This is a genomic window from Streptomyces sp. NC-S4, assembly GCF_054353315.1.
The window spans coordinates 7,676,812-7,700,674 of record NZ_CM135937.1; the positions used below are offsets into that span (position 1 = coordinate 7,676,812).

The 23,863-nt window shown below is 69.4% G+C and carries 16 protein-coding genes and 1 pseudogene; 6 read left to right on the forward strand and 11 right to left on the reverse strand.

The features are described from left to right. The first annotated feature begins 677 nt into the window (after positions 1 to 677). From ACXNSR_RS34400 to ACXNSR_RS34415, 4 genes are all read left to right on the forward strand, one after another. Positions 678 to 1,499 carry an SAM-dependent methyltransferase gene (locus ACXNSR_RS34400; protein WP_458639236.1) on the forward strand — a complete coding sequence of 274 codons (822 nt, stop codon included), beginning with the start codon at positions 678 to 680 and terminating at the stop codon, positions 1,497 to 1,499. 171 nt (positions 1,500 to 1,670) lie between these two features. After that, positions 1,671 to 2,792 (forward strand): cytochrome P450, encoded by a 1,122-nt coding sequence (locus ACXNSR_RS34405; protein WP_458639237.1) that lies wholly within the window; start codon positions 1,671 to 1,673, stop codon positions 2,790 to 2,792. Positions 2,793 to 2,872: 80 nt separating this feature from the next. Next, positions 2,873 to 3,013 carry a hypothetical protein gene (locus tag ACXNSR_RS34410; RefSeq protein WP_458639238.1) on the forward strand — a complete coding sequence of 47 codons (141 nt, stop codon included), beginning with the start codon at positions 2,873 to 2,875 and terminating at the stop codon, positions 3,011 to 3,013. 22 nt (positions 3,014 to 3,035) lie between these two features. Further along, positions 3,036 to 4,268, forward strand: coding sequence for an FAD-dependent monooxygenase (locus ACXNSR_RS34415; protein ID WP_458639239.1), 1,233 nt, complete (start codon positions 3,036 to 3,038; stop codon positions 4,266 to 4,268). Between the two features lie 261 nt (positions 4,269 to 4,529). On the opposite strand, the gene ACXNSR_RS34420 is transcribed toward ACXNSR_RS34415, so the two are convergent. Beyond that, the gene (locus tag ACXNSR_RS34420) at positions 4,530 to 5,582 is read right to left on the reverse strand and encodes a methyltransferase (protein ID WP_458639240.1); all 1,053 of its coding nucleotides are present in this window, start codon (positions 5,580 to 5,582) and stop codon (positions 4,530 to 4,532) included. Positions 5,583 to 5,960: 378 nt separating this feature from the next. On the opposite strand from ACXNSR_RS34420, the gene ACXNSR_RS34425 reads away from it, so the two are divergent. Further along, positions 5,961 to 6,905, forward strand: a complete 945-nt coding sequence (locus tag ACXNSR_RS34425; RefSeq protein ID WP_458639241.1) for a beta-ketoacyl-ACP synthase 3 — start codon at positions 5,961 to 5,963, stop codon at positions 6,903 to 6,905. Positions 6,906 to 6,923: 18 nt separating this feature from the next. Next, positions 6,924 to 7,157, forward strand: coding sequence for an acyl carrier protein (locus ACXNSR_RS34430; protein ID WP_458639242.1), 234 nt, complete (start codon positions 6,924 to 6,926; stop codon positions 7,155 to 7,157). Between the two features lie 201 nt (positions 7,158 to 7,358). Here the strand turns inward: ACXNSR_RS34430 and ACXNSR_RS34435 are convergent, their stop codons facing one another. From ACXNSR_RS34435 to ACXNSR_RS34480, 10 genes and pseudogenes are all read right to left on the reverse strand, one after another. Then, on the reverse strand, positions 7,359 to 8,192 hold the full coding sequence (locus tag ACXNSR_RS34435) for a methyltransferase (protein WP_458639243.1): 834 nt from the start codon (positions 8,190 to 8,192) through the stop codon (positions 7,359 to 7,361). 95 nt (positions 8,193 to 8,287) lie between these two features. After that, positions 8,288 to 9,883: a phthiocerol/phthiodiolone dimycocerosyl transferase family protein gene (locus ACXNSR_RS34440; RefSeq protein WP_458639244.1), complete on the reverse strand. Its 1,596-nt coding sequence runs from the start codon at positions 9,881 to 9,883 to the stop codon at positions 8,288 to 8,290. Between the two features lie 122 nt (positions 9,884 to 10,005). Next, a complete protein-coding gene (locus ACXNSR_RS34445) occupies positions 10,006 to 17,202 on the reverse strand; it encodes an amino acid adenylation domain-containing protein (protein ID WP_458639245.1) in 7,197 nt (2,398 codons plus the stop codon). A 153-nt stretch (positions 17,203 to 17,355) separates the two neighbouring features. Continuing rightward, entirely contained in the window at positions 17,356 to 17,832 is a 477-nt protein-coding gene (locus ACXNSR_RS34450) for a hypothetical protein (protein WP_458639246.1), read from the reverse strand. A gap of 32 nt (positions 17,833 to 17,864) precedes the next feature. Next, complete coding sequence (locus ACXNSR_RS34455) at positions 17,865 to 18,686, reverse strand: SAM-dependent methyltransferase (protein WP_458639247.1); 822 nt, start codon at positions 18,684 to 18,686, stop codon at positions 17,865 to 17,867. Between the two features lie 404 nt (positions 18,687 to 19,090). Further along, complete coding sequence (locus ACXNSR_RS34460; protein ID WP_458639248.1) at positions 19,091 to 19,642, reverse strand: EF-hand domain-containing protein; 552 nt, start codon at positions 19,640 to 19,642, stop codon at positions 19,091 to 19,093. A gap of 387 nt (positions 19,643 to 20,029) precedes the next feature. Next, complete coding sequence (locus tag ACXNSR_RS34465; RefSeq protein WP_458639249.1) at positions 20,030 to 20,734, reverse strand: Sua5/YciO/YrdC/YwlC family protein; 705 nt, start codon at positions 20,732 to 20,734, stop codon at positions 20,030 to 20,032. After that, on the reverse strand, positions 20,731 to 21,960 hold the full coding sequence (locus ACXNSR_RS34470) for a 2-isopropylmalate synthase (RefSeq protein WP_458643470.1): 1,230 nt from the start codon (positions 21,958 to 21,960) through the stop codon (positions 20,731 to 20,733). Before ACXNSR_RS34470 ends, ACXNSR_RS34465 begins: the two co-directional genes overlap by 4 nt. A 165-nt stretch (positions 21,961 to 22,125) precedes the next feature. Further along, positions 22,126 to 22,392: pseudogene (locus ACXNSR_RS34475) on the reverse strand (enoyl-CoA hydratase-related protein); the annotation flags it as partial. Continuing rightward, positions 22,334 to 23,857: an FG-GAP-like repeat-containing protein gene (locus tag ACXNSR_RS34480; protein WP_458639250.1), complete on the reverse strand. Its 1,524-nt coding sequence runs from the start codon at positions 23,855 to 23,857 to the stop codon at positions 22,334 to 22,336. The pseudogene ACXNSR_RS34475 and the gene ACXNSR_RS34480, both read right to left, overlap by 59 nt. Between the last annotated feature and the right edge of the window lie 6 nt (positions 23,858 to 23,863).

A 23,863-nucleotide genomic window follows, 5' to 3' on the forward strand; every position in this document is an offset into this window, starting at 1 on the left:
CCCGTCAGGGCTGGACGTGACGGACGCACCGTGAGTCCGCGGTGCGCCTGAGCAGCGGGCCCACGCCTCGCTCACCCTCTAAGGCAACTATCGGGGTGTCTCGCATGTTATGGAGTGAGTGCATGTTTTCATCCCTATAGGTGAAAGATTGACCCATCTGCTTGCAGGTTATGAAGAGAGATCTACCTCGCCGCTATTGTTCGTTTCATCCCCCCTCCGCCCAGAGGATGAGAATGGCCACTGCGACCCAGGACGTCATCGTCATCAAACTCGAACGTATGTTCCAAACCTTGGACCGCCGACAGCGCCGGCTACCAGGTCGCATCAGGAACTCATCCCCGTGGTGCGCGAGCACTTCCTCTCGAACGCCCCTTCCGGTCAGTGAGCCAAACGGGCTCGGCTCGGCCTGGGCCCTTGCGCATTCCGGTCCCCGGTCGTGACAGCACCGTTCCGGGCAGCAGTCGGCCTCTCCTGCTGACGCAACGGCACTTGTTTCTTGCACGAACGGGCTTCTGAAGGCCGGTGGCTGGGGCTCCGAGCCCCCGGTCCAGGGGCCTGCTCCCCCTGCTCCCCTCTATGGGCGCGCTTCACCTTTCCCGTGCCGCAACCAGCTGTCCGGGCGTCACGTCCTCTCGCAACCCTGGCAAGCAGCTCATTGAACTGTGAAAGGTCGCTTCATGCTGACGCAGCAATCCCACACGTCCGGCGACGTGGGGACCTTCTACAACCGTCACACGGATGTGTACGACGAGGCGCTCGGCGGAAACATCCACGTCGGCTACTGGGACGGCGAAGCGGACGACAGTCCCATGCGGGTGGCGACCGACCGGCTGACGGACCTCGTCGCCGAACGCCTCGTCCCGGCCCGGGGCCAGCACCTGCTCGACGTGGGCTGTGGACACGGGAGCACCGCGGCACGCATCACCGCGCACCACGCCGTACAGGTCACCGGAGTCAGCGTCAGTGACTACCAGGTCGAACTGGCCAACAGCCGACCGCAACCGCCGGAGCTTCCCGGACGGGCCACGTTCCGGTTGGCCGACGCCATGGAGCTGCCCTTCCCGGACGAGTCGTTCGACGGCGCGTACGCCATCGAGTCCCTGATGCACATGAAGGACAAAGAAGCGGCCCTCGGCCACATCGCCCGCGTCCTGCGCCCCGGCGGGCGGCTCGTCATCGCCGAGCACGGCCTCGAAGGCGAGCTCGACGGGCCGGACGCAGACCGCATGGCCGACGCGTGCAAGTTCTTCATGGTCTCCCTGAGCGCCGACCGGTACGGCAAGCTGCTCGAGCAGGCGGGACTGACGGTCGTGGACTACACCGACACGACCGAGAACGTACGCCGCTCCTACGACAGCATGACCGACGGCTGGCGGAAGGCCGCACGCGACCTCGACGGCCAGCAGGCCCACGAAATGGAAACAGCGGCCGAACTGGGCACGTGCTTCTTCGAATTCCCACAGCTGCGCTACGGACTCCTGACCGCCGTACGCACCTGAGTCCGACCGACACCGCCGAAAGCGTAGGAAATGTCCTCCCTCCCATCCCCCAGATGCTGCCCCTACCGGCTGGATGGCAGCGCCGCGGACATTCACGGCGAAGCCACAGCACTGCGTGCCGCGGGGCCGGCGGCCCGAGTCGAGCTGCCCGGCGGTGTACCGGCATGGTCGGTGACCGACCCGGGCCTCGTCCGGCGGTTGCTGGTCCACCCCCGTATCTCCAAGGACGCCCATCGGCACTGGCCCGCATTCCTCGACGGTGACCTCCCCACCGACTGGCCGCTGAGGATCTGGGTCGACATCCGCACCGTCCAGACCGCATACGGGCCGGACCACAGCCGACTGCGTCAGCCGCTGGTCCCCACGTTTGCCTTCCGACGTGTACGAGCGCTCGCCCCGTGGCTCGAGGAGACGACGGCCGCGCTGCTCGACGACCTGGCGGTGGCAGCGGCCGCCGTGCCCGACGGGGTCGTCGATCTGCGGAGGCACTTCGCGGAGCGGCTGCCGTGGCGGACGGTCACTGCGCTCCTCGGCCTGCCGGAGAGCATGCAGCACGGTTTCCAGGGCATCAACGACACGGTGTTCATGACGAATCTGACCGCGGAGCAGGTAGCCGCCAACACGGCTGAGGCCGAGCGGCTCCTCGGGGCTTTGATCGCGCTCAAGACCGAACGCCCTGGTGACGACGTCAGCACCGCTCTGGTCCAGGCCCACCACGCGGGCCGGCTCACCGAACGGGAGCTGGCTGACAGCCTCTGGATGATGATGGGTGCCGGCTACGGCACCACGGCGAACCTGCTGGATCACGCCGTGGTCAACCTGCTCACGCACCCGGCCCAGCTGGACCTGGCCATGGCGGGCCGGGTCGGCTGGGAACAGGTGGTGGAGGAGACCCTGCGCCACCAGGCGCCGGTGGCCAACTTCATGATGCGGTTCCCCACGGAGGACCTGTACGACGAGGCGACCGGACTGACGTTCCTGCGAGGCGACGCCATCGTCATCAACTATGCCGCGGCCGGCCGCGATCTCGAAGTCCACGGCGCGGACGCCGATCTCTTCGACATCACCCGTGCCACGGCCCGCGAGCACGTGGCCTTCAGTCACGGCAGCACCTACTGCCTGGGCGCCGAACTCGCGCGTCTGGAAGGGCGCATCGCGCTGAAAGCCCTCTTCTCCCGGTTCCCCGCACTCGAACTCGCCGTCGAAGCCGACTGTCTGGTGCCGTTGCCCTCCCTGATCTTCAACGGGCACCAGGAGGTCCCGGTACGGCTCGAAGGAAACCCCGATAAGTGAACGTGAAACACGAGACGTCGTGCCCCTTGACGGCATGTCAGCGACATCTGTGGTCGCTTGGCTCGCAGGCTCCGGAAGGCATGACCAGCGGCCGCGTTCACCTCGTCTACGCCCCCGGCGACCGCTCGACGATCACGAAGGAACCGTACATGGCGCGTGTGGCCGGCCCCGTCGCCGAGCTGAGCAGGGCCGACTTCGCCCACGCCGGTCAGGGGAGCTGACATCGTGTTGTGTGAACGGCCCGTGAGGGCCCTGGTCATCGGTGCCGGTATCGGCGGTCTGACCTGTGCGATCGCGCTGCGACGCGTCGGCATCGACGTCGAGGTCTACGAACGCGCCACCGAGCTCCGCGCCGCCGGCTCCGGTCTGGCGGTCATGAGCAATGCCGTCACCGCCCTGTCCGGCTTGGGTATCGATCTCTGCCTGGACAAGCGCGGTCAGGCCGTGGAGTCGTTCAGAATCATGAACCGGCGTGGCAGGAGGATCAGAGACCTTCCGTTCAATGACGCCTGCGACCGCGCGGGCGCACCCAGCTACTGTTTGAGCCGTACCGCCCTCCAGGAAGCCCTGCTGGCGGAAGCCGGGGACTGCCCGATCCACCTCGGCGCGACCGCTGTCGGCTTCGAGACAGCCGGGACGGGCGTCTTCGTCCGCTTCGCCGACGGACGTTCGGCGAGCGGAGACATCCTGATTGGCGCCGACGGCTTCAACTCGGCTGTCCGACACCATCTCGTCGGGCCGGAGAGGGCCCGGGGCACCGACCACCACTTCCGGCTCGGCATCGCCGAGTTTCGGCATCCTCTCCTCACCACGGGCGCCGTGCGCCATTACTGGGGCAGCGGACAGCGTTTCGGCCTCATCGACATCGGCCACGGACGCTGCTACTGGTGGGCGGCCATGAGGACGCCCGTCGACGCATCTCCCGCACACGGGGTCAAGGACAGCCTCGGCCAGGCGTACGAATGCTGGGCCGACGAGGTGCGGGCGGTGATCGAGGCCACTCCGGAACAGGACGTCCTCACCGTCCCCTCCCATGACCGGGCCTTTCTGGAGCGCTGGGGCGACGGCCCCGTCACCCTGATCGGCGATGCCGCCCACCCCATGCTGACCACGCTCGCCCAGGGTGCCGGCATGGCGATGGAGGACGCGATCGTATTGGCGCGCACGCTCGCCGAGCCCGCGACGGGTGACGACCTGGTGGCAGGTTTGCGTACTTACGAAGGGCGACGCCGGGACCGCACCAGGTCGATGGTGGCCGAGTCCCGCAGGATGAGCGAGCTCGAGCAGGCAGCCCGTCCCGTCCCGCGGCTGGTCCGGAACAGCTCCTTCCGGCTGACCCCGCGCCGCATCCTCACGCGGCGGATCGCTCAGGCACTCGTCTTCCCGGACGGCCCCGCGGTCGAGCCGAGCAGTGTCCGGCGCGAGCCGAGCTCACGGACGCACGTCACCGTCACTGCACCGTCGCTCCCTGACTAGGGGCGCCTCCGTGGATCAGGGTGCGGGCCGGCGAGATGAAGGCGTCGTGCAGTTCGGTGCCGTCCATCGCAGATCTCGCGGTGTTCGCTGCCCGTCTCGCGCCGGTCGACCGGCGGCGGACCGGTGTCGGCGCCCCCGGCCAAGGATCTTCGGAGTGGTCACGGATCGGGTGACGGCTGGCCTCGAGCGGGCTTTCGCCCCGACTCACGTCAATCATCCGGGCCGTCCTCGCCCAGGAGAAGCACCGCTGAACATCCTTACTCAGTCGGACGCCGGCTTGCGGGCGCGGAGAATGACGTCGAACCGCCCGGAAACTTGGCGATCCATCGGCTCGAAACCCGCTTCGGTGTACCACTGCTCGAATTCCCGTGGGGTGTAGGTACGGCCCTCGGGAGACGCGACCGTGTGGAGGTACGCCGACAGGAACGCGGCGTGCACGGGGCCGGTCTCGTCATCGTCCTGAGCGCAGGTGACGATCACCAGGTGACCGCCCGGCTCCAACGCTCTGTAGGTTCGCTCGAAGAGGTCGCGGACCTGCTCCGGGGACCAGATTTCGAGGAACCGTGAGAACACGACGCAGTCGTGAGACGTGGGGAGCTCGTCCTGCATGACGTCGGTTCCGACCGCGCGAATCCGCTCGGACAGGCCGGCCTCTGCGATCCGGTCGTTCGCCATCTTCGCCACGTTCGGCAGTTCGAGGATGGTCGCCTGGAGGTGGGGCCACCGCTGAGCGAAGCTGATGGCATTGGTGCCGGTTCCCCCGCCGACATCCAATACGTGGCGATATGGTGAAAGATCCACAGCGTTGACAAGGTCCTCGACCGCCGTGCGGCTCTGGTGCTCCATCATGGCGGTGAACAGCTTCTCAAGGTTCTCGTCCTCGGCCAGGCGTTCGTAGAGCGTGGTCGCTGACGAGCCGGCGAGCAGTTCGCGGTGCAACCCCAGATTGTCGTTGTGCACCAGCGATTCGTAGAGCCAGCCGATCGGCCGGTACAACATCTCGTGCGTGTACCGGATGATGACAGGCATGAGCTCGCCGGGATCGCCCGCCACGAGATTGGTCGCTGCGGTGTTGTAGTACCCATCGCCGTCCTTGCGTACGAGCTCGAACGCACAGCATCCCAGCAGCAGCACGTGGCCCGCGCGCTTTTCCAGCCCCAACGCGTCGGCGATCTCGTCGAGAGTGCTGCCTGGCCGCTCTTTGAGCAGGGTGAACAATTTCAGGCGTAGTGCGGCGTGCAGGAACGGAAATCGAAAGCTGGTGTATACCAGTTTCCATAGCTCGTCCATGCCGGTCGCCGAATGTTCGGTCATGCTGATTCCCCTTCACGGTGAGGGTGCGCCTGGAGTGTGCACCTTCGGCCGAATCGCAATTGAGGTTAGCATTGTCCGGTGCGGTCGATCGATATCGACCGGGGCGGGCAATCGGATATGCGCACTGCGGACTGACCGTATATATGTAATGAAAGAGGGAAAGAATCGCAAACAGGCGACAGTGAAGGCTGTTTCGTTACTGGCTCAAAATGCGATGTAGATATTGCACCAGATCGGCGAGGTGGTCAGGTGGTCGCGCACGCCGGCGACACGGGGCCCTCCCGGGCCGTGTCCGAGGTTAAGGGTGGGGAAGTGAGGGATCGAAGAGTTCCGGCGTCCGTCCTGGTGGGTGTCGGGTCGCGCTTGCCACCGCGTCGGGTGGCCAATGAAGAACTGGTCGAGCGCCTGGGGCGGTCGCCCGATTGGATGTTCCAGCGCTCCGGCATCCGGTTCCGGCACGTCGTTGAGCCGGGTACCACCAGTGGGGACCTGGCGGTCGCGGCCGGCCGTGAGGCCCTGGCCCGTTCCGCGGTCGGCGATGTCGCAGCCGTGGTCGTCGCCACCACATCGCCGGACAGGCCGTGCCCCGGTACGGCTCCGAGCGTTGCGTCACGGCTGGGTATGACGGGCGTGGCCGCGCTGGACGTCCAGGCGGTGTGCGCCGGCTTCATCTATGGCCTGGGTGTCGCACAGGGCCTGATCGCCGCGGGCACGGCCGACAGCGTTCTGGTGATCGGGACAGACGCGCTGTCGCTGAGCGTGGCCCCGGATGACCCCACGAGCATGCTCTTCGGCGATGGAGCCGGCGCTGTCGTTCTGCGTTCGGGCCACCACGAGGAACCCGGCGCCCTGGGGCATTGCGTGCTGGGCAGCGATGGCGGTGGCCGCGACCTGATCACCGTACGCGGCGGCGGATCCGAGGAACGCTCAGCGCTCGGCGGTACCCCGGCGGACTCGTATCTGCGTCTGGAGGGGCAAGAAGTGTTCTGGCGAGCAGTGGAGCACATGACGTCCGCCTCCAGGGCGGCTCTGGACGCCGCGGAATGGAAGCCGCAGGACGTGGACCGGATCGTCCCCCACCAGGCGAACGCACGGATCATCTCCATGCTCGCAGGGCGGTTGGGCATCACGGCGGAGAGCGCACTGTCCAATATCGAGGAGGTCGGCAACACCTCGGCCGCCTCGATCCCGATCCTCCTTGACCACGCCAACCGCACAGGAAGCCTCAAGCCCGGACACCGGGTCCTGCTGACGGCCTTCGGTGGCGGCTTGGCGTGGGGCGCCACCACCGTCGTGTGGCCAGACCTCGCCCGCCCGCACTGACTCATTCGGAGAAGCGGTATGTACGACATCCTGGTCAGCATCCTGACCGACAAGTTCCAGGTGCAGCCCGAGCTGGTCTCCCCGGAAGCCACGCCGACGGCTCTCGGCCTGGACTCACTGTTCGTGGTGGAGTTGTCCCTCGTGCTGGAAGGCGACCCCGGATTGCAGATCAGCTTCGACGAACTCGCGGGAGCGAACACTCTGGGAGAGATCGCGCAGTTGATGCTCGACAAACAAGACGCGCCGGTCTGAAGGGCCACGATCGCTGGGGTAGTACACCCGCCCACCTGCAGGATCGTTCGGCAGCTGCACCGCGTGGGCAGACCACGGCGGCAGCCCGCCGCGGCTCAAGCATTCGTCGAGGGTGCCGCGACGGCCGGGGTCCCGATGGGCCCGCCGAGTAGTTCGGCGAGCCGATCCGCTCCGGTGCTGTCAGGCAGCGCTGAAGTGATGTCAGCGGCCGGTGGCGTTCCCAGGGCGCCGGAACATCAGGGCGTGCACGGTGAAGCGCGACCCGTCGAATTCCGCCCGGCCCGTTGCTCGCCGTTCTTTCAGGAGGGTCAGCACGGTCTCCTTGTGCTCGGCGTACGCCAGGAGCGGGATGTCCATCTCGAAGACCTCAAGCGTCTCGGCCTCATAGCCACGCGCTGTGAGTTCATTGACGGTCCGGGGAATGTCGGCGAGTGATGAGTGGGCCATGAGCAGCGTGCCGCCCGGCACGAGGAGCATGTCCATGCGCTCGACGACGGAGTCGTACACCGCGCGGCCGCCCCTGCGGGCGACGAGAGCTGTTTCCAGCCCGTCCTTCCTCGCGTAACTCGGATCGTACGGCAGGTGCGGCGGATTGGTGATCACCAGGTCAAACCGCTCGTCCGGTGTGTACTCCTCCAGCGGCGACGTGACGCAGGTCAGCCGCGTCGCGTCGAGACCATTGGCCATCACGTTCACCGTCGTCTGGGCGGCTGATGCGGGGTTGATGTCCAGAGCGGTCACCCGCTCGGCGCCGCCCGCGAGCAGGGCGACGCTGTAGAGGCCGGAACCGGCCCCGATGTCCAGGGCGTTGACGCCTTCCAGATCAAGGGTGCTGTCACCGTTGAGAGCGGCGATCAGGCTCAGCCCGCAGTCGGTCGGGAACAGGACTTCCGTGGGGTCCTCCACCGTGAGCCGTAGACGCATGCCGTGGAATTCGAAGATCCCGCACGAGGGGCGAGCCTCCCACAGCGAGCCGTTCTCGCCGACGGGAAGGACACGGTGCCGCGTCAGCGTCTGGATCGCAGTATCGGTCATCGAGGAACCTTTCGATGGGAAGGGAGCGGCCGGCGGGGTTGGACGAACGAGACCACGGGGACCCGCGAGATCCGGCACGTATTCGGCTCGACCGGTCACTCGCCGAGGGCGGACAGTACGGTGCGGACGGAGTCGTCGGCGATGCGCCGTGCGCGCGGCGTCGGGATCAGGCCGTCGACGTAGCTGAAGTTCCAAGCGAGTTGGGTGTGACTTGTGGTCGCCGTCGCCACGATGGCGCCCATCACCGAGACACCCGTGAGGAACTGGGCCTCACCGACTCGCCACGAGCCCGCCCGGTCGGGGAACTCGTAGCGGCCGACGTTGGACAGGCACAGGTTGATGGGCCCCTTCTCGTCCATGAACCGCATGAACGGCTCGCTGTCCGTCAGTGACGCCGGTCCTGTCCAGCGCGGCAGGCTGATCGTGGCCAGGTGCTCCTGGCGCCTCCGGCGCCGCACCAGGTCCCGGGTGATGGCCCGGGCCATCGGCCACAGCGGTCGGCCGGGCTCGTAGCGGACGCGGGAGGGAACCGTGGCCACGTAGGTGCCGACCTCGTCGGAGGACACGGCCGGTTCGAGATCACTGCGGAAGTCGACCGGCGAGCCGATCGAGAAGAGTGCCGTCGCCGAGGTTCCCGCGTCCCGGGCGACCGCCGTCACCATCGCGGCGGCGAGAACTCCGTGGACCGTGGTGCCGTGCCGTTTGGCCGCAGCCACCAGCAGCTCCAACTGCTCGGCGGTGAGGAACCTGTGCACCATCAGGGTGCGCCGCTGCTCGAATGACACCGGGTGACTGGGGACGATCCGCTGCGCGGGGCGCCGTCGGGCCGCCTGCTGAGCCCGGCGCATCATGGCCTCGAAGCCGGCGACACCCGCAGCGCCACGGTGGCGGGGAGGGAGCAGGTCGTCCGTCGCGGGCAGTGCCCGTCGCGGTGTGGCCGGAGGCCGCGAGCCGCAGTCCAGCTGCGCTGCCACTTCGATCCACTCCCGGACCAGAGACAGGCACGTCTTGCCGTCGGCGATGATGTGCGAAGCCGTCAACAGCAGGTCGTGGACGTGCCCTTCGTCATCGCCGCCCGTTGCTCCCGAGGTGATCACCACCGCGCGCAGCAGTGGCCCGGCGCGCCAGTCCACACTTTCCACGAGCTCGCGGTCGTTCACCTCGTGCACCCACCGGGCGTCGGCCATGGGATCGTCCGGCGGTACGTGGGCGAACCGAAGCGGGATCTGGCGCCCGTCCAGCGGGACGAAGGCGGGGTGTGCTCCGGTACCGTCATCGGCGATCGCGACGCGCAGCAAGGGGTGCCGGAGCTGGAGGGTGTCCAGTGCGCTGCGGTGCAGCGACGGGGGCAGGTGTCCGTGCACGCGGGCGCGGGCGATGACGTTGAGCGGTGAGGTCTGGTCGGCGATCCAGTACAGGCGCTCCAAAGGGCTCAGCTCGCGGTGGACGCTGCTGGGTTCGGTGGCCGGACTGTCCGGAGGGTCTTGGGCGGTTCGCTGGGTGAGGGCATGACGGGGTGCCGGCCGGAGGTGGGCGCTGCGGACCAGCCGCCGACGGAGTCGAAGTCCGTCTTTGATCCGGTTCGGGGAGGGCGTCTCCTCGGGCGTGCTCATGGCCGCCCACCGGTGGCGGACGCCGTGGCCGATGTCGATGAGGCCGAGACGCTGTCCGCCGGCCCCGTGGTGGCGCACGGCACCCGTGGTGAGGATGCGTGCCGGAAGGGGACGGTGGAGAGCGGGAAGAGGTAGCCGCTGTCTCCGTCGATGCCGGTACCGATGACCGAGGCTTTCACATGCCGTTCCGATCGCATGAGTCAGCTCTCCCGGCCGGTTCGGGTGAAGTCGGTGCCGATCAGCTCCGCGACGGTATGGGCCAGGGTGGCCACGTGTGGTTCTTCCATGATCGTCATGTGGTCGCCGGGGACACGGACCACCTGGATCCGCCCGCTGGTCATGGCACTCCAGCCGTTGCAGGGGTCCTGATGACGGGTTCGGGCGGCGCTGTGCATGGCGGACAGGACGGCGGGCAGGGGCTCGGCGGCGCGGATCAACGTGAGGTCCTGCTCCTCGCGCGGGGGCCGGTAGGCCAGCGTTGCCTGCCAGTTCGCCCGGTAGACGCCGAAGAGGCGGCGGATGACGGCTCCCGGGCTGCCGGCCGGCAGGACGCCCCGCTCGCTCGCCAGGCGGGCCATGAACGCGAACTTCTCCTCCAGCGATTCGAGTCCTTCCGGGATGCCCCGTGCGGGTGATGCGCCGCCGTCCCGCAGCCAGAGCAACTCGTGGAAGAACCAATCCAGTAGACCGTCGTCGTCATGGGCGACGCGCGGGCCCTGGTCCAGGGCGGTGGTGTCCAGCACCAGCAGGGCGGTCTGCTCGCCCGCGGCCCGCAGCCGACGGGCGATCTCGAAGGCGACGAAGCCGCCGAAGGACCATCCGCCGATCGTATAGGGGCCGTGTGGCTGAGCCGTCAGCAGCGCGGCGAGGTAGCTGTCCGCCAGGTCTTCCACCGTGCAAAGAGGTGCGGTGCCGGGCTCGGCTCCGGCGGCCTGGAGCGCGTACAGCGGCTGGGTGTCCGGGAGATGCCGTGCGAACCCGGCGTAGCAGAGCACGTTGCCGCCCATCGGATGGACCATGAACAGCGGCGTGCGGGTGCCCTGTGGGCGGATCGGTACCAGGGGGTCGAACGTGGCTCTCGCCCCTCCCTCGCGCAGCCGGGCCGCGAGTCCGGCGGGGGTGGGTGTCGCGAGGAACTCCGACAGGGGGATGTGCACCCGGTAGCGCTGTTCGATCCGGACCACGAGCCGCATCGCGGACAGAGAGGTGCCGCCGAGGTCGAAGAGGCTGTCGTGCACTCCCACCGAGTCCAGGGACAGCACGTCCGCCAGCATCTCGGTCAGCGTCCGTTCGTAGGCGTCGCGCGGCGGCGCGGTGGCCGGGGCGCGGCCGGAGGTGGGGGCGGTCAGCGGGGCGCGGCGCAGTGCGGCGTCGTCCCGCTTGCCGCTGGGGGTCAGCGGCCACTGGGAGACCCATTGCAGGTGCGAGGGGACCATGTAGTCGGGCAGGGTGGCACGCAACCGCTCGCGGACGCCGGCCAGGTCCTCGCTCGTGCCCTCGCCGAGCAGGAAGGCGGCAAGGAAGACCTCGCCGTTCTCGTGCCGCCGAGCGACGACCGCGGCGTCACGCAGGCCCGGATACCGCTCGGCCAGATCTGTGACGGCCAGTTCCACCTCGGCCGGCTCCACGCGAAAGCCGCGTACCTTGACCTGTGCGTCGTCGCGTCCGAGGAAGACCACATCTCCACCGGGAAGCACCATGCCGACATCGCCCGTGTAATAGAGCCTGTGATCTCCGTCCGCGAAGGGATGTGGGACGAAACGCTCCTCGGTCAAGTCCGGGCGCCCCTCGTAGCCGTCGGCCAGGCAGCCGCCGCCCAGGTAGATGTCGCCCCGCGCCCCGACCGGCACCGGCCGCATCCGCTTGTCCAGGACGTGCGCTTCGGCCCCGTCGATGGCGCGGCCGATCGGCGGCAGCGCGGGGAAGGCCGCGGGATCACCGGTCATGGTGTAGGCGGTGACCACGTGGGTCTCCGTCGGACCGTAATGGTTCTCCAGCACCACCTCCGGGAGTCTGGCGCACAGCGCGCGGATCTCGGGAGTGACGCGCAACTGCTCGCCGCAGGTGATCATCACGCGCAGGGCCCGTGGGGTGATGCCCAGTGTGCCGGCGGCTTCGGCCAGTTGGTGCAGAGCCACCGGGGGGAGGAAGACCTGCTCGACGCGCTCGCGGTCGAGCAGGCGCAGCAGCGCGGGCATGTCGCGCCGCTCCGCGTCGCCGACCAGGCACAAGGTGCCGCCGAAGCACAGGGTCGAGAAGATCTCCTGGAAGGAGATGTCGAAGCTCAGCGGTGCGTACTGCAGAGTCACACCGCCCGCGGCCGCGCTGGGGGCCCCGGCCTGCCAGGCCACCAGGGCGGCCAGGGTGCGATGCGGCATGGCGACGCCCTTGGGGGTCCCGGTGGAGCCCGAGGTGAACAGGACGTACGCGGTGCTCTCCGCGTCCGGCCCGCTTCTCGCCGGGCACACCGGCGCCGGCGCGGCCACCGACTCGGCGGGCAGCAGCAGCCCCGGGTCACCGGCCAGGTGGGCGTACGGGGCTTCGGCAACGACGCGGAAGGGCCGGGCCTGCCGGACCATCGTGGCCAGCCGGGAAGCGGGGTAGCTGACGTCCATCGGGACGGCCGCGCATCCAGCCCGCATGACACCCAGGAGTACCGCCATGGCCAGCGGGGAGCGGTTCATGGCGATCCCGATCCGGGCGTTCGCCGGGGCGCCGAGCGCGCCCAGCCGCCCGGCCACGGCCTCAACGGCCTCGGCGAGCCGGGCGTAGTTCCACCGCTCCCCGCCCATCACCACGGCAGTCGCGTCCGGCGTGCGCGCGGCCTGTTCGAGGAAGCGCGCCACGACCGTGGGGCACTCCGCGGGCGAGGCGAGGACGGGACGGGAGGCGAGGAAGGCGAAGTCCGGGGTGTCGTGCGGCCGTTCCACCATACGGCGCAGGATGCTCAGGTAGCCGGCCGCGAAGAGGTCGCCCTGCTCGGCCGAGAACGTCGCACCGTCGCAGTCGATGCGCAGCCACATGCCGGAGCCGTCCGGTTCGGTGATCGCGTTCACCAGGAGGCGGAAGTCGTTCTCCTCCCAACTGCGGAACTCCCCGAGTCGCAGACCGGGCAGGCCCAGGACATGGGACAGCTGACGGAAGTGCACGTAGTTGAAGGCCGTGTCCAGAACGGGCCCGCCGTGGTCCTCGTGGATCGCGCTCAGCGGGTACCGCCGGTGGGGATGACCGTCCTGCTCCTGGCGGAAGCCTTCGCGCGCCACCTCCAGCCAGCTGTCCCGTGCGGTGTCCAGACGGACGGGCACGGTGTTCAGGAAGAGCCCGGCGATGCGTTCGGCTCCGGCCAGTTCGGGGCGGCCGTGGGTGATCAGGCCGGTGGTCACGTCACGGGTGCCGGCGAGCATGGCCAGCGTCATGGCGTGTGCCGCGAAGAGTACGGACTTCACGGGCACGTGGTGTTCGGCCGCGAAGTGCCGGACCTGCTCGACGAGGGGGCCGGGCAGGTCGACCCGCCGCGAGGCCGGTTGGTGGCCGGTGCCGGACAGATGGGGCGAAAACGCCTCGATCTGCAGGGGTTCGCAGTCGGCCAGCCTTTCCCGCCAGTAGCGCCCGGACTCCTGCGAACGCAGGGCGCTCTGCTCCAGACGCACATGAGCCGCGGGTGAAGGAGGCGCCGTGCCCTCGACGGGGCCGATGCCCAGGCCGAGGCCGTGGGCGTAGTCCTGGAGCAGCTCCTGGAGCAGGGTGGCGACGCTGCCGCCGTCCAGGAGCGCGTGGTGGAAGCTGAGGACCAGGTCGACGGTCGCGGGCCGTACATGGCCGCGGAACAGGTACAGCGGCGGTCGCTCGAACACGTAGGGGTGGTGTCGGCGTTCCTCGATGTGCGCGCGCACCGCGGCCTCGGCCGTCGCGCTGTCGAGCGAACGCAGGTCGACGATCTCCAGGCCGCCGCGCAGTCGCCGGTGGACGACCTGTAGCGGTTCGGCGCCGGCCACGTCGAAGCCCGAGCGCAGCGCCGGGTGCCGTTCCGTCAACCGGTCGAAGGCGCGGCGGAAGAGCTCTGCGTCCCACGGCATTTCCAGGGTGTACCGGAAGACGTCCCGGTACTTGGCCGAGGTTTCATGCCTGCGGCTGTGGTACAGCAGGCCGAGCTGGAGCCGGGTCAGCGGGTAGGCGTCCTCGGCATCCCGCAGACGGGCCCGGTCGACGTCGGCCACCAGGGCGAACGGAGCCAGGGCGGCCTCGGTCCCGGATGCGTCGCACTCCTCGACGCGCGTGGCGAGTCCGGCCACCGTCGGGTTGCGCAGGAGGTCGGTGAGCGAGAAGCGCAAGCCCCGGGCCTCCGCCTCGGAACGCACCCTGAGCATCGTGATCGAGTCGCCGCCGAGGGCGGAGTAGTCGTCGTGGATCCCGACGGCCTCATGGCCCAGAACACGGGCCCAGACCTCGGCCAGTACGGTCTCGGTCCGGTTGCGCGGCTGCCCGCCCGCGGTGGCCTCCGGGACATCGTGCGGTGGTGGCAGCGCGTCGCGGTCGGCCTTGCCGTTGGGGGTCAGCGGAATGCCGTCGATCCGGGTGAAGGAGGCTGGAACCATGAACGCCGGCAGCGTATGCCCGAGCCGATTGCGCAGCACTGCCGTGTCGATCGGGGCCTCGGCGACGTAGTAGCCGGCCAGGACGGTTCTCCGGTCGGGGGTGTTACGGCCCACCACGATGGCGTCCCGTACCCCGGGGACGGCGCGCAGGGCGGCGGCCACCTCGTCGGGTTCGACGCGGTTGCCGCGGATCTTGACCTGGTCGTCGATCCGTCCGAGGTACTCCAGGGTGCCGTCCGCGAGCCACCGCGCCAGGTCCCCGCTGCGATAGAGCCGGCCGCCCGGCACGAACGGGTCGGTGCCGAACTTCTCGGCGGTCAACTCCGGACGACCGAGGTACCCACGGGCGACACCCACCCCGCCGATGCACAGCTCCCCGGCGACACCGACGGGTTGCGGCATGTCGTCGGCGCCCAGGACGTACAGCCTGGTGTTGTCGATCGGCCGGCCGATGGGCACCCGCGCGATGGTGTGGGCGGGGTCGGCCGGGCACTCGTAGAACGAGACGTCGACCGTGGCCTCGGTCGGGCCGTACAGGTTCACGAGCCGTACCGGCCGCTCCGTGCCGCGCTCACGACGGCACCGGTCGACCAGGCGGTTGAACTGCTCCACTCGGGGGGCGGGCAGGGCCTCGCCACTGCAGAAGACATGCCGCAGGGTCCGGACGGCCTCGCGGGCCGGCGCCGACTCCTCCAGCAGGTCGAGGAACGGACCGAGCATGGAGGGGACGAAGTGCACGGCGGTGACCCGGTGCTCGCCGATCGCCCGCAGCACCTCGCGCGGGTCCTTCTGGCCGCCGGGCGGCAGCAGGGCCACGGCCGCGCCCTCGACGGCCCACCAGAACAGCTCCCACACGGAGACGTCGAACGAGATAGGCGTCTTCTGCAGGAGGACGTCCCGTTCTCCGAGCGGGTAGCGGTGCTGCATCCACGCGAGGCGGTTGACCACACTGTGGTGCTCGACCACGACGCCCTTGGGCTGTCCGGTCGAGCCGGAGGTGTAGATGACGTACGCGACGTCACGGGAGGTGGCGAGCGGCTCGACAGGGGCACCGCTGCCGGTCAGCAGACCGCCCACGCAGCGCACGGCCGCGTCCGCGGCGAGCCCGGCGTCGGCGCCGTCATCGACGATCACCACCTTGGCACGGCTGTCGCGCAGCAGGAACCGCACCCGATCGGCCGGGTAGCCGGGATCCACCGGTACGTAGGCGCCGCCGGACTTCAGGATGCCGAGCAGCGCGACCAGCACCTGCGGACCCTGCTCCATCACCACCGCGACCCGCTCGTCCGGGCCGACGCCCTCCGCGCGCAGGGCGCGCGCGACTCGGTTGGCCCGCTCGTCGAGTTCGGCGTAGGTCAGTGTCTCCCCGGACGCCGCGATGACGGCGGTCTGGTCCGGCCGGCGGGCGGCCTGTGCCTCGAACAGTCCGTGCAGGGTGGCCTGGTCCGCGTAGGACTCCGGCCGGCCAAGGGCACGCCCGGCGGTGAGGTCCTGGTACTCGGCCGGGGAGAGCATGGGGACGTCGGACAGCGGCCGGTCCAACAGGTCCAGACCGTGCTCCAGGAGCGTCGAGATGTGACCCGCCACGGAGGCGATGGGGAGGTCCTCGTCGAAGACGTCGCGGGCGTAGTCCAGGTCGACACGGATGTCGGTCGTGTCATCGAAGGCGGACACCAGGACGCCCAGTGCGTCCTGGTCGTGCGAGGGGGCCATCAGGGTCCCTCGCCGCACCACTCCCGGGACTTCCGGCCGGGACCAGTTCATGTAGGAAAGCGTCACGTCGAAGAGCTGCCGCGGGCCCTGAGCCGCTGTGGGCACTTCCCGCAGGATGTCGCCGAGAGCGAGCCGCTCGTGACGCCGGAGCGCGCGCGTAGTGTCCTGGATTCCGGTGAGCAGTTCCCGAACGGTCAGGGCACCGGGAGCCGCGACCCGCAGCGGCAGGGTGTTGGCGAACTGACCGAGCACGTCCCTGTGCCGCTCCGTCGGGCGGTTGAGGAAGGGGACGCCGAGGACCACCTCCTCGCTCCTGTGCAGGCGCGTCAGGTACGTACCGAGCATGGCAGCGACGTACGTGAACGGCCAGTAGCCCGCGGCGCGGACCCGGCCGACGAGGGCACCGTCGATCACGAGCGAGTGACGGCCGCGGTCGCGCGGACCGCTGTCTTTCGTACGGGTGAAGAGCGCGGGTGCCACGCCACCGAGGTATTCGCGGTAGAAGGCACGGTCGCGGTCGCCGTCCGTCCCGCTGTGGTAAGCGGTGTCCTCCTCGACGAACGCCAGATAGGAAGGCGTTTCGCCTGCGCTCCGCTGCGGATCGGCGTGCTGCGGCCGGGCGTATTCCTGGAGGATCTCGTGGCTCAGCCGGTCGAGGGTCCAGCCGTCGGCGACGATGTGGTGCGCCTTGATGTGCAGATGCGTGACATCCGGGCTCTCCAGGAGGAGGGTGGCTTCTACGAGGGGACCGCTGCTGAGTGGCAGGGCGCCGGCCATCGATCTGTGCATCCACTCCGCGCAGGCGGTGTCCGGCCCCGGCTCGTGCGAGAGGTCGATCACGGGGACGGGAACATGGTCCTCGGCCACTCGTTGGAAGGGGATGCCGGCGCGTTCGGCGAACTGGAGCCGGAACGTCTCGTGGCGGCGCAACACGCGCTCCGCGCAGACGGCGAGCCGCTCGTGGTCGACGCCGCCGTCGAGACGCTCGTGGAGAACGCAGTTGAACTGTGGTGACTGCGGAGCCTGGGAGCCGACGGACCATACGTCGCGCTGGTACGCCGTCAAGCGGTACAGCGTGTGGTGGTTCATGTTCAACTGTTGGGGTTTCCTTCGAGCCGTACAGGGATCTCTTGGTGCCCGTCGAAGATGAGGGAAGGCAGCGGAGACAGACAGCCTGGTCCTACGGTGAGTTCGACGGCGGGTAACCGGGAGAAGAGCGCGGACAGGGCGGTGCGGCCTTCGTCAGCCACGGCAGTGCGGGGCGAAGTGCTTCCGCAGGTCCACCACTGCGCCGGGAGCGGCGGCAGCCGCATCCACGAGGTCGTCCTCCAGCATGGTGGTGGTCTTCTCGGTCCACGGTGCGAGCGCCCGTACGCGGTGGGCGGTGAACGCGGGGACCAACGGATGGGGAAGCCGTCTCCGGTCGGGTCCGTAGGCGGTCTGGACGGTGCGGATGCCGACCGGGATCCGCACCGTCCACTCGGAGGGAAGGCCACCGTTGGCGAAGGCGGGCCAGTGCTGGTGAGCGTCCTCGGGGGCCCGGGGGTGGATCGATTGCCGCCGGACGGGGCCGGGGCGCGGGTCGGTGACCGACCTTGCCGGTGCGTCACCGGGCAGTACGACCCGGGTGGCGGGCCCCGGAGCACGCAGCGCCGCGGCTTCGCCGTGGACCTCCGCGGCGCCGCCGTACAACCGGCAGGGCCAGCGGTTCCCGGACATGGGTGTACGACCTCGGCGGCACCAGTCGGGACTCAGGTGCGTACGGCGGTCAGGAGTCCGTAGCGCAGCTGTGGGAATTCGAAGAAGCACGTGCCCAGTTCGGCCGCTGTTTCCATTTCGTGGGCCTGCTGGCCGTCGAGGTCGCGTGCGGCCTTCCGCCAGCCGTCGGTCATGCTGTCGTAGGAGCGGCGTACGTTCTCGGTCGTGTCGGTGTAGTCCACGACCGTAAGTCCCGCCTGCTCGAGCAGCTTGCCGTACCGGTCGGTGCTCAGGGAGACCATGAAGAACTTGCAGGCGTCGGCCATGCGGTCTGCGTCCGGCCCGTCGAGCTCGCCTTCGAGGCCGTGCTCGGCGATGACGAGCCGCCCGCCGGGGCGCAGGACGCGGGCGATGTGGCCGAGGGCCGCTTCTTTGTCCTTCATGTGCATCAGGGACTCGATGGCGTACGCGCCGTCGAACGACTCGTCCGGGAAGGGCAGCTCCATGGCGTCGGCCAACCGGAACGTGGCCCGTCCGGGAAGCTCCGGCGGTTGCGGTCGGCTGTTGGCCAGTTCGACCTGGTAGTCGCTGACGCTGACTCCGGTGACCTGTACGGCGTGGTGCGCGGTGATGCGTGCCGCGGTGCTCCCGTGTCCACAGCCCACGTCGAGCAGGTGCTGGCCCTGGGCCGGGACGAGGCGTTCGGCGACGAGGTCCGTCAGCCGGTCGGTCGCCACCCGCATGGGACTGTCGTCCGCTTCTCCGTCCCAGTAGCCGACGTGGATGTTTCCGCCGAGCGCCTCGTCGTACACATCCGTGTGACGGTTGTAGAAGGTCCCCACGTCGCCGGACGTGTGGGATTGCTGCGTCAGCATGAAGCGACCTTTCACAGTTCGATGAGTCGTTCGCCGGGGTTGCGGATGAGACCGGCCGGCCCGCGCGAAAGCTACTGCGACGAAGAGGGAGCGAAGATATGCGATAGATGGAAGCAGGGCAGCTCAGACGGGGCGGTGAAGGACGGGTTCGTCCGGAGCGCCGGACATACCTCCACGCACCCAGAAATCCCACTGAGGAAACCCTTCGGGGATGTCCTGCTGAAATACCGAAGGGCGGTACTGCAACCGCGCTCGGAGTGCTACCGCCCGTCAGGGGGATACACCACACGGCGTCCCGTTCTCCCGGAGGTGATCACCCCCTCGCCAGAGTGCTGCTACGGCCAATTGCTCAGCCGGGGCGCATTCCGAGGACGCGATTGCAGTACCAACTCACCCGGATCTGTTTACACGTGCCCGAAGAACAGGCTGCCCGGCGCATCCGGGTCGTTCGAGAGGAAGTGCTCGCGCACGGCACGGATGAACTCGTGTCGCGAGATCGCGCCGTCTCCGTCGGTGTCCAGCTTGGCGAACACGTCCATCGCCTCGGGCGCGTCGATCTTCCACACGTCCCTCAGGAAGCGGGCGAACTCGTCCTTGCTGATCTCGTTGTCGCCGTCGACGTCGATGACGTCGAAGATCGCATGGCCGCCGCCCTCGGTCACGTTGAGTCGGCTGGTGTCGATCACCGCGAGGCGGTTGGCCGTGACGAACTGTTCCTTCGTGAGCCGGTCCCCGTCGACGCCGGCGTGACGGAGCAGCTCCAGCCAGTAGATCTGGCAGAAGGTCTGGAGCGCCCTGGCCCGGCGGTCGTCCTTGCCGAGCTTGTACGCCTTGATGTAGCGGTCGGCGAGCTTCTGGTAGTCCGTCCAATCCAGGTAGCCGTCCTGGTTGGCGTCCATGGTCTCGAAAGTGCGCTCGAGCTTGACGGTGACGATGTCCTGTGCCGCAGCGGTCACGTGTCCTCCTTGAGGATGAAGGGGGAATGTCATGATCACCATGGCTTGGTTCGTTAAATGGAACAACTTGACGAAAGGTTCCTCTTCCACCTTTTCATTCATTCGGACGCAGTCGGCATTGGAACGCATCTGCCGCGGCGGACCACGTGCCTGACGCGCTCGATCAACCGGGTGTGCACCATCGGCCGGTAGGACGTACGCGGCGCGATTGGTCTCCGGTCGGCCTCCGACGCGCGTTCTTCCCGACCCATTCCTGCGTCCCTCGACTGTGAGATGGCCCGTACCCTCTGCAGACGGTGAGACCCGAAACCGTTCGGTCGCAAATGGGGGTTATCGGCGATAGACGCTGCCGCATGGACGCAGGGGGCCCTGGCCGGGCCCGGGCACTCACCGAGAGAGCCTGTATGCCGCCCGTTTGCGCAGGTGGCGCAGGTAGTCGTCGAAACTGCCGTGGGCGTGGTCCTGGGCTCCGTGGCGGTGGAGCCGGAGTTGTCCGTCAGGGGTCACGCGGACGGTGGTGGTTGCCCGTCGCGGCTGCGTGCCAGCCTGCGGGCGTGGGTGTTCGGGATCGGTCAGGTGCAGGACGGGCACCGCGGGCGCGAACATCGCGAGAGCCTCGCCGGTGTCGGCGGCGGGTGGGTGGCCGGTGAGGTTCGCGCTGCTGACGTACAGCACCGGGTGGTCGTCCAGTAGAGCGTGCAGCGGTCGCCAGCGGGCGCCGAACAGCAGCATCCAGCCGTCCTTCACCGCAGGCCCCATCCAGGAGGGGAGGGTGGCGTGGGCGCGCACCGGCAGGAGGACGGTGAGGTGTTCCTCGGCCAGCAGGTGGAGTGCCGTCGTGCAGGTCTGGGGGGCGAGGTCCCACAGGCCGGTGAGGGTGTCGAGGGTGTCGTGGTGGTGGGCCCAGAGGGCGACGGGCTGGCCGGCGGGCCGGTACTTGGCCTGGTTGACCGCGGTTGCGGTGGTCGCGGCGACGACGTGGGTGAGGGGCGCGGGGTTGGGGAGCACGACCGCGCTGCCTTGTCGGAGGGTGTGCCGGGCCTGGGTCAGGGTGGCCGGTGTGCGGGTCGGGGTGTGGTCGGCGGCGTTCAAGGGGTGCTCCCGGCGGTGGTCCGGGTGAGGCCTTCGAGGTAGGTGGCGAAGGTGGCGTCGTCGGTGACGGACCGACCGGTGCGGTAGGAGCGGGTCTTGGCCCAGTTCATGGCGGCGCGGGCCTGGTCCGGGTCGAGGGTGTGTCCGAGGCGGGCGGCGACGGCGGTGACGACACGTGCGCTGCCGAGCTGGGTGAGGACCACGTGCGGTTCGATGCCCAGCACCTCGCGGGGGTCGAAGGGCTGGAACAGCTCGGGGTGAACGAAAGGGGTGCCCGTGGAGATGGTGCCGACACCTGTGCCGACGATCGGGGTGCTGACGCCCAGGGGCGCACCCGTTTCCTCCGCCACCATGCGTGCGATGCCGGGCAGCCGGGTCAGATCGGGAGCCGTCCACCACGGTTCCGCGTCCGCTCCGAGCAGTTCCCCGCCGTGCCTGGCGAGGAGGAAGAGCAGTTGCTCGGTGGCGACCATGCCGGCCCGCTCGGCGATGCCGAGCCAGGAGCTGGAAACCACCCGCACGCCGGCTGCCAGCGCTTGAAGGGAGTTGGCCAGGCCGAGCCCGAGGTCGTTGTGCAGGTGCGACGCCAGGACCACTTGCGGGCCGCATGCCGCCCGGACCCGGGTGAACATGTCGTGGCAGGTGCGGGGGAGCTGGGATCCGACGGTGTCGGCCAGGACGACCAGGGCCGAGCCGGCGGCGGTGACGGCCTGTGCGTAGTGGGCCATGAGCGCGGTGTCGGCGCGGGAGGCGTCCGCCAGGCAGATGTCCACGGCGACGCGATCGTCCCGGTCGCGGGCCCGTTTGACCAGGTCGACGGCCGCTTCGAGGGCCTGGGCGGCGGTGCGGTGGACCATCACCTGCGCCATCGCGTCCGATGCAGGAATCACCACCATCACCCGCGCGTGCCGACTGTCGCGCACCGAGGCGACGGCCTGCTCCACATCCCGTTCCACGCCCCGGCACACCGCGGCGACACTCACCGCGCCCTCGGCCTCCACCGCGACCTGCCGTACGGCCTCGAACTCCTCGGCGCACACCGCCGGGAAGCCGGCGGCGAACACCACGTGCCGGGGGCCGTCGGCACCGAAGATCCGGCCCGTCTCCCGGGCCAGCCGCACCCGGAACCCCGCCCCCATGAGGGTCTTGGCCTGCGCGCCGTCCCGCGCGGACTCCTCCCAGAACACGACCCGCCCTTCCCGGGCCGACTCGCGCACCACGTCCACTCCGCACCACACCTCTCCGCCCACCTGATCGCCCGTTGGGGAAACGTTCTCCTGGACGGGGGCCCGTGGCCGTCTCCCGCCGCCGGGATCACCCGATCGAGCGAGCAACCGTGCCCTCCGTCGCCGGCGGCGCTGTGGTCGACGGGCGACCTGCCCGAGGTCGAGGGCGGCATCGAGGGCCTTGCCCGCGCCGGTGAGCCGGTTGACGAGTCCGTGCCGGGCGGCGTCCGCCGCCGGGAGGGGGGAGCTCGTCAGGAGCATCTCCATGGTCAGGTGGTGGGGGATCCGGGCGGGCAGGCGAATGGCCCCGCCTTCGGAGGCGACGAGCCCGCCGGCGGGCTCGGGGAGGCGGGGCGGCGGCCGGCCAGGCGGATCAGGGCGCGGAGGCGACCGTGCCGAGATCGGTCCAGCCGCCGGCCCCGTTGCCACCATTCCAGAGGCGGACGCTGGTGGACCCGTCGGGGCCGGTCAGGATGTGGTCGCTGTGGCCGTCGCCGTCGAAGTCGGCAAAGGCCGTGTACCGCTGGTCCCCGCTTGTTCCCGTGGGGATGGGCGCCCCGGGAGAGAGCCAGCCTCCGTGGCCGTCGCCGCCGCGGTTGAGGTAGCTGTCCACCGATCCGTCTGGCCGGACCACGGAGTAGTCCGCGTAGCCGTCCCCGTCGAAGTCGGTCCATCGGACCCGGGCGGGATCGTCGGTCACGCCGGTGGCAACAGTTCCGCGGTCCTGCCAGCCTCCCCGGCCGTCGCCGCCCTTGTTGAGGAAGACGGTGACCGGCCCGTCGGAGCGCACCAAGGCGTAGTCGGTGCGTCCATCACCGTCGAAGTCCACGAACCGGACCTGCTCGGCGTCCTGGGTGAGCCCGGTCGCGACGTCGGCCGCGAGGCTCCAGCCACCGTGGCCGTCGCCGCCCCGGTTGAGGTATACGGACACCGAGCCCGTCTCCGAGACCCAGATGTAGTCGGCCTTGCCGTCGCCGTCCCAGTCCGCGAACCTGACGCGCGTCCGGTCCGTGGTCAGTCCGGTCGCGACCTGACCGTAGTCCTCCCAGCCGCTTCGCCCGTCGCCGCCGCGGTTGAGCAGCACGCGGACCGCTCCGCTGTCCGCGACCAGGACGCGGTCGGCGCGCCCGTCACCGTCCCAGTCGGCCCAGCGCAGCCGGTCGGCGCCACCGGACTCCGTTCCGGCCCGGCCCCTGTGGGTACGGGTGGCGGTGCCGTCCGCTACGGCCTTGTCGACGCCTTCGAAGAAGGCGTCGCCCATCTTGCGGTAGCCGACGTCGTTCGGGTGCAGGCCGTCGGCCATTTCACCGGAGGCCAGGGCGGGCGCGTCGACATAGCGGACCTTGGCGCCTGCCTGTGCCTTGGCACTGACCCATCTGCGGACCGCGGAGTTGAAGGCGGGCACTCCGGCCGGGCCGGACGTGGGGATCAGGCCCATCACAACGACGGTCACGCCCGGGCGCGCGGCCAGGATCTCGTCGGTCACCGCCGCCAGCCGGGCCGGGGCGTTGGCCTTGTCGGTTCCGCGGTCCAGGTCGTTGACGCCGTGGTGGAGGAGGACGACGTCGGGCTCGGCGCTGCGCACCCAGTCCCCGGCCTTGCCACGGAAGTCGTTGATCATGGTGGCGCCGTGGGCTTCGTTGTCGGAATCCGGTGCCGAGCCGGACTGCCGCGATCCGACGAAGTCGACACGGAAACGGGGGTGCGCCTGGGACTTCTGCCAGAGCTGGAGCCGATAGCCGGCGTAGGTCGAGCTCTGGTAGCCGTCGGTGATCGAGTCGCCCAGCGGCAAGACACGCAGCACGGGCGGTGCGGGGGGCGCGGCGGCGACGGCGGGCACGGCAGCCGAGAGGGCGGTCCAGGCTCCGAGGGCGGCGGTGAGAGCGAGGCGGGTCATCCTGCG

What these genes read in the sequence shown, in the direction of transcription:
- ACXNSR_RS34435 (WP_458639243.1), bottom strand. Translation starts at nt 8,192, where the DNA reads ATGACCGATACTGCGATCCAGACGCTGACGCGGCACCGTGTCCTTCCC.
- ACXNSR_RS34445 (WP_458639245.1), bottom strand. Translation starts at nt 17,202, where the DNA reads ATGAACCACCACACGCTGTACCGCTTGACGGCGTACCAGCGCGACGTA.
- ACXNSR_RS34420 (WP_458639240.1), bottom strand. Translation starts at nt 5,582, where the DNA reads ATGACCGAACATTCGGCGACCGGCATGGACGAGCTATGGAAACTGGTA.
- ACXNSR_RS34410 (WP_458639238.1), top strand. Translation starts at nt 2,873, where the DNA reads ATGACCAGCGGCCGCGTTCACCTCGTCTACGCCCCCGGCGACCGCTCG.
- ACXNSR_RS34400 (WP_458639236.1), top strand. Translation starts at nt 678, where the DNA reads ATGCTGACGCAGCAATCCCACACGTCCGGCGACGTGGGGACCTTCTAC.
- ACXNSR_RS34455 (WP_458639247.1), bottom strand. Translation starts at nt 18,686, where the DNA reads ATGCTGACGCAGCAATCCCACACGTCCGGCGACGTGGGGACCTTCTAC.
- ACXNSR_RS34480 (WP_458639250.1), bottom strand. Translation starts at nt 23,857, where the DNA reads ATGACCCGCCTCGCTCTCACCGCCGCCCTCGGAGCCTGGACCGCCCTC.
- ACXNSR_RS34450 (WP_458639246.1), bottom strand. Translation starts at nt 17,832, where the DNA reads ATGTCCGGGAACCGCTGGCCCTGCCGGTTGTACGGCGGCGCCGCGGAG.
- ACXNSR_RS34430 (WP_458639242.1), top strand. Translation starts at nt 6,924, where the DNA reads ATGTACGACATCCTGGTCAGCATCCTGACCGACAAGTTCCAGGTGCAG.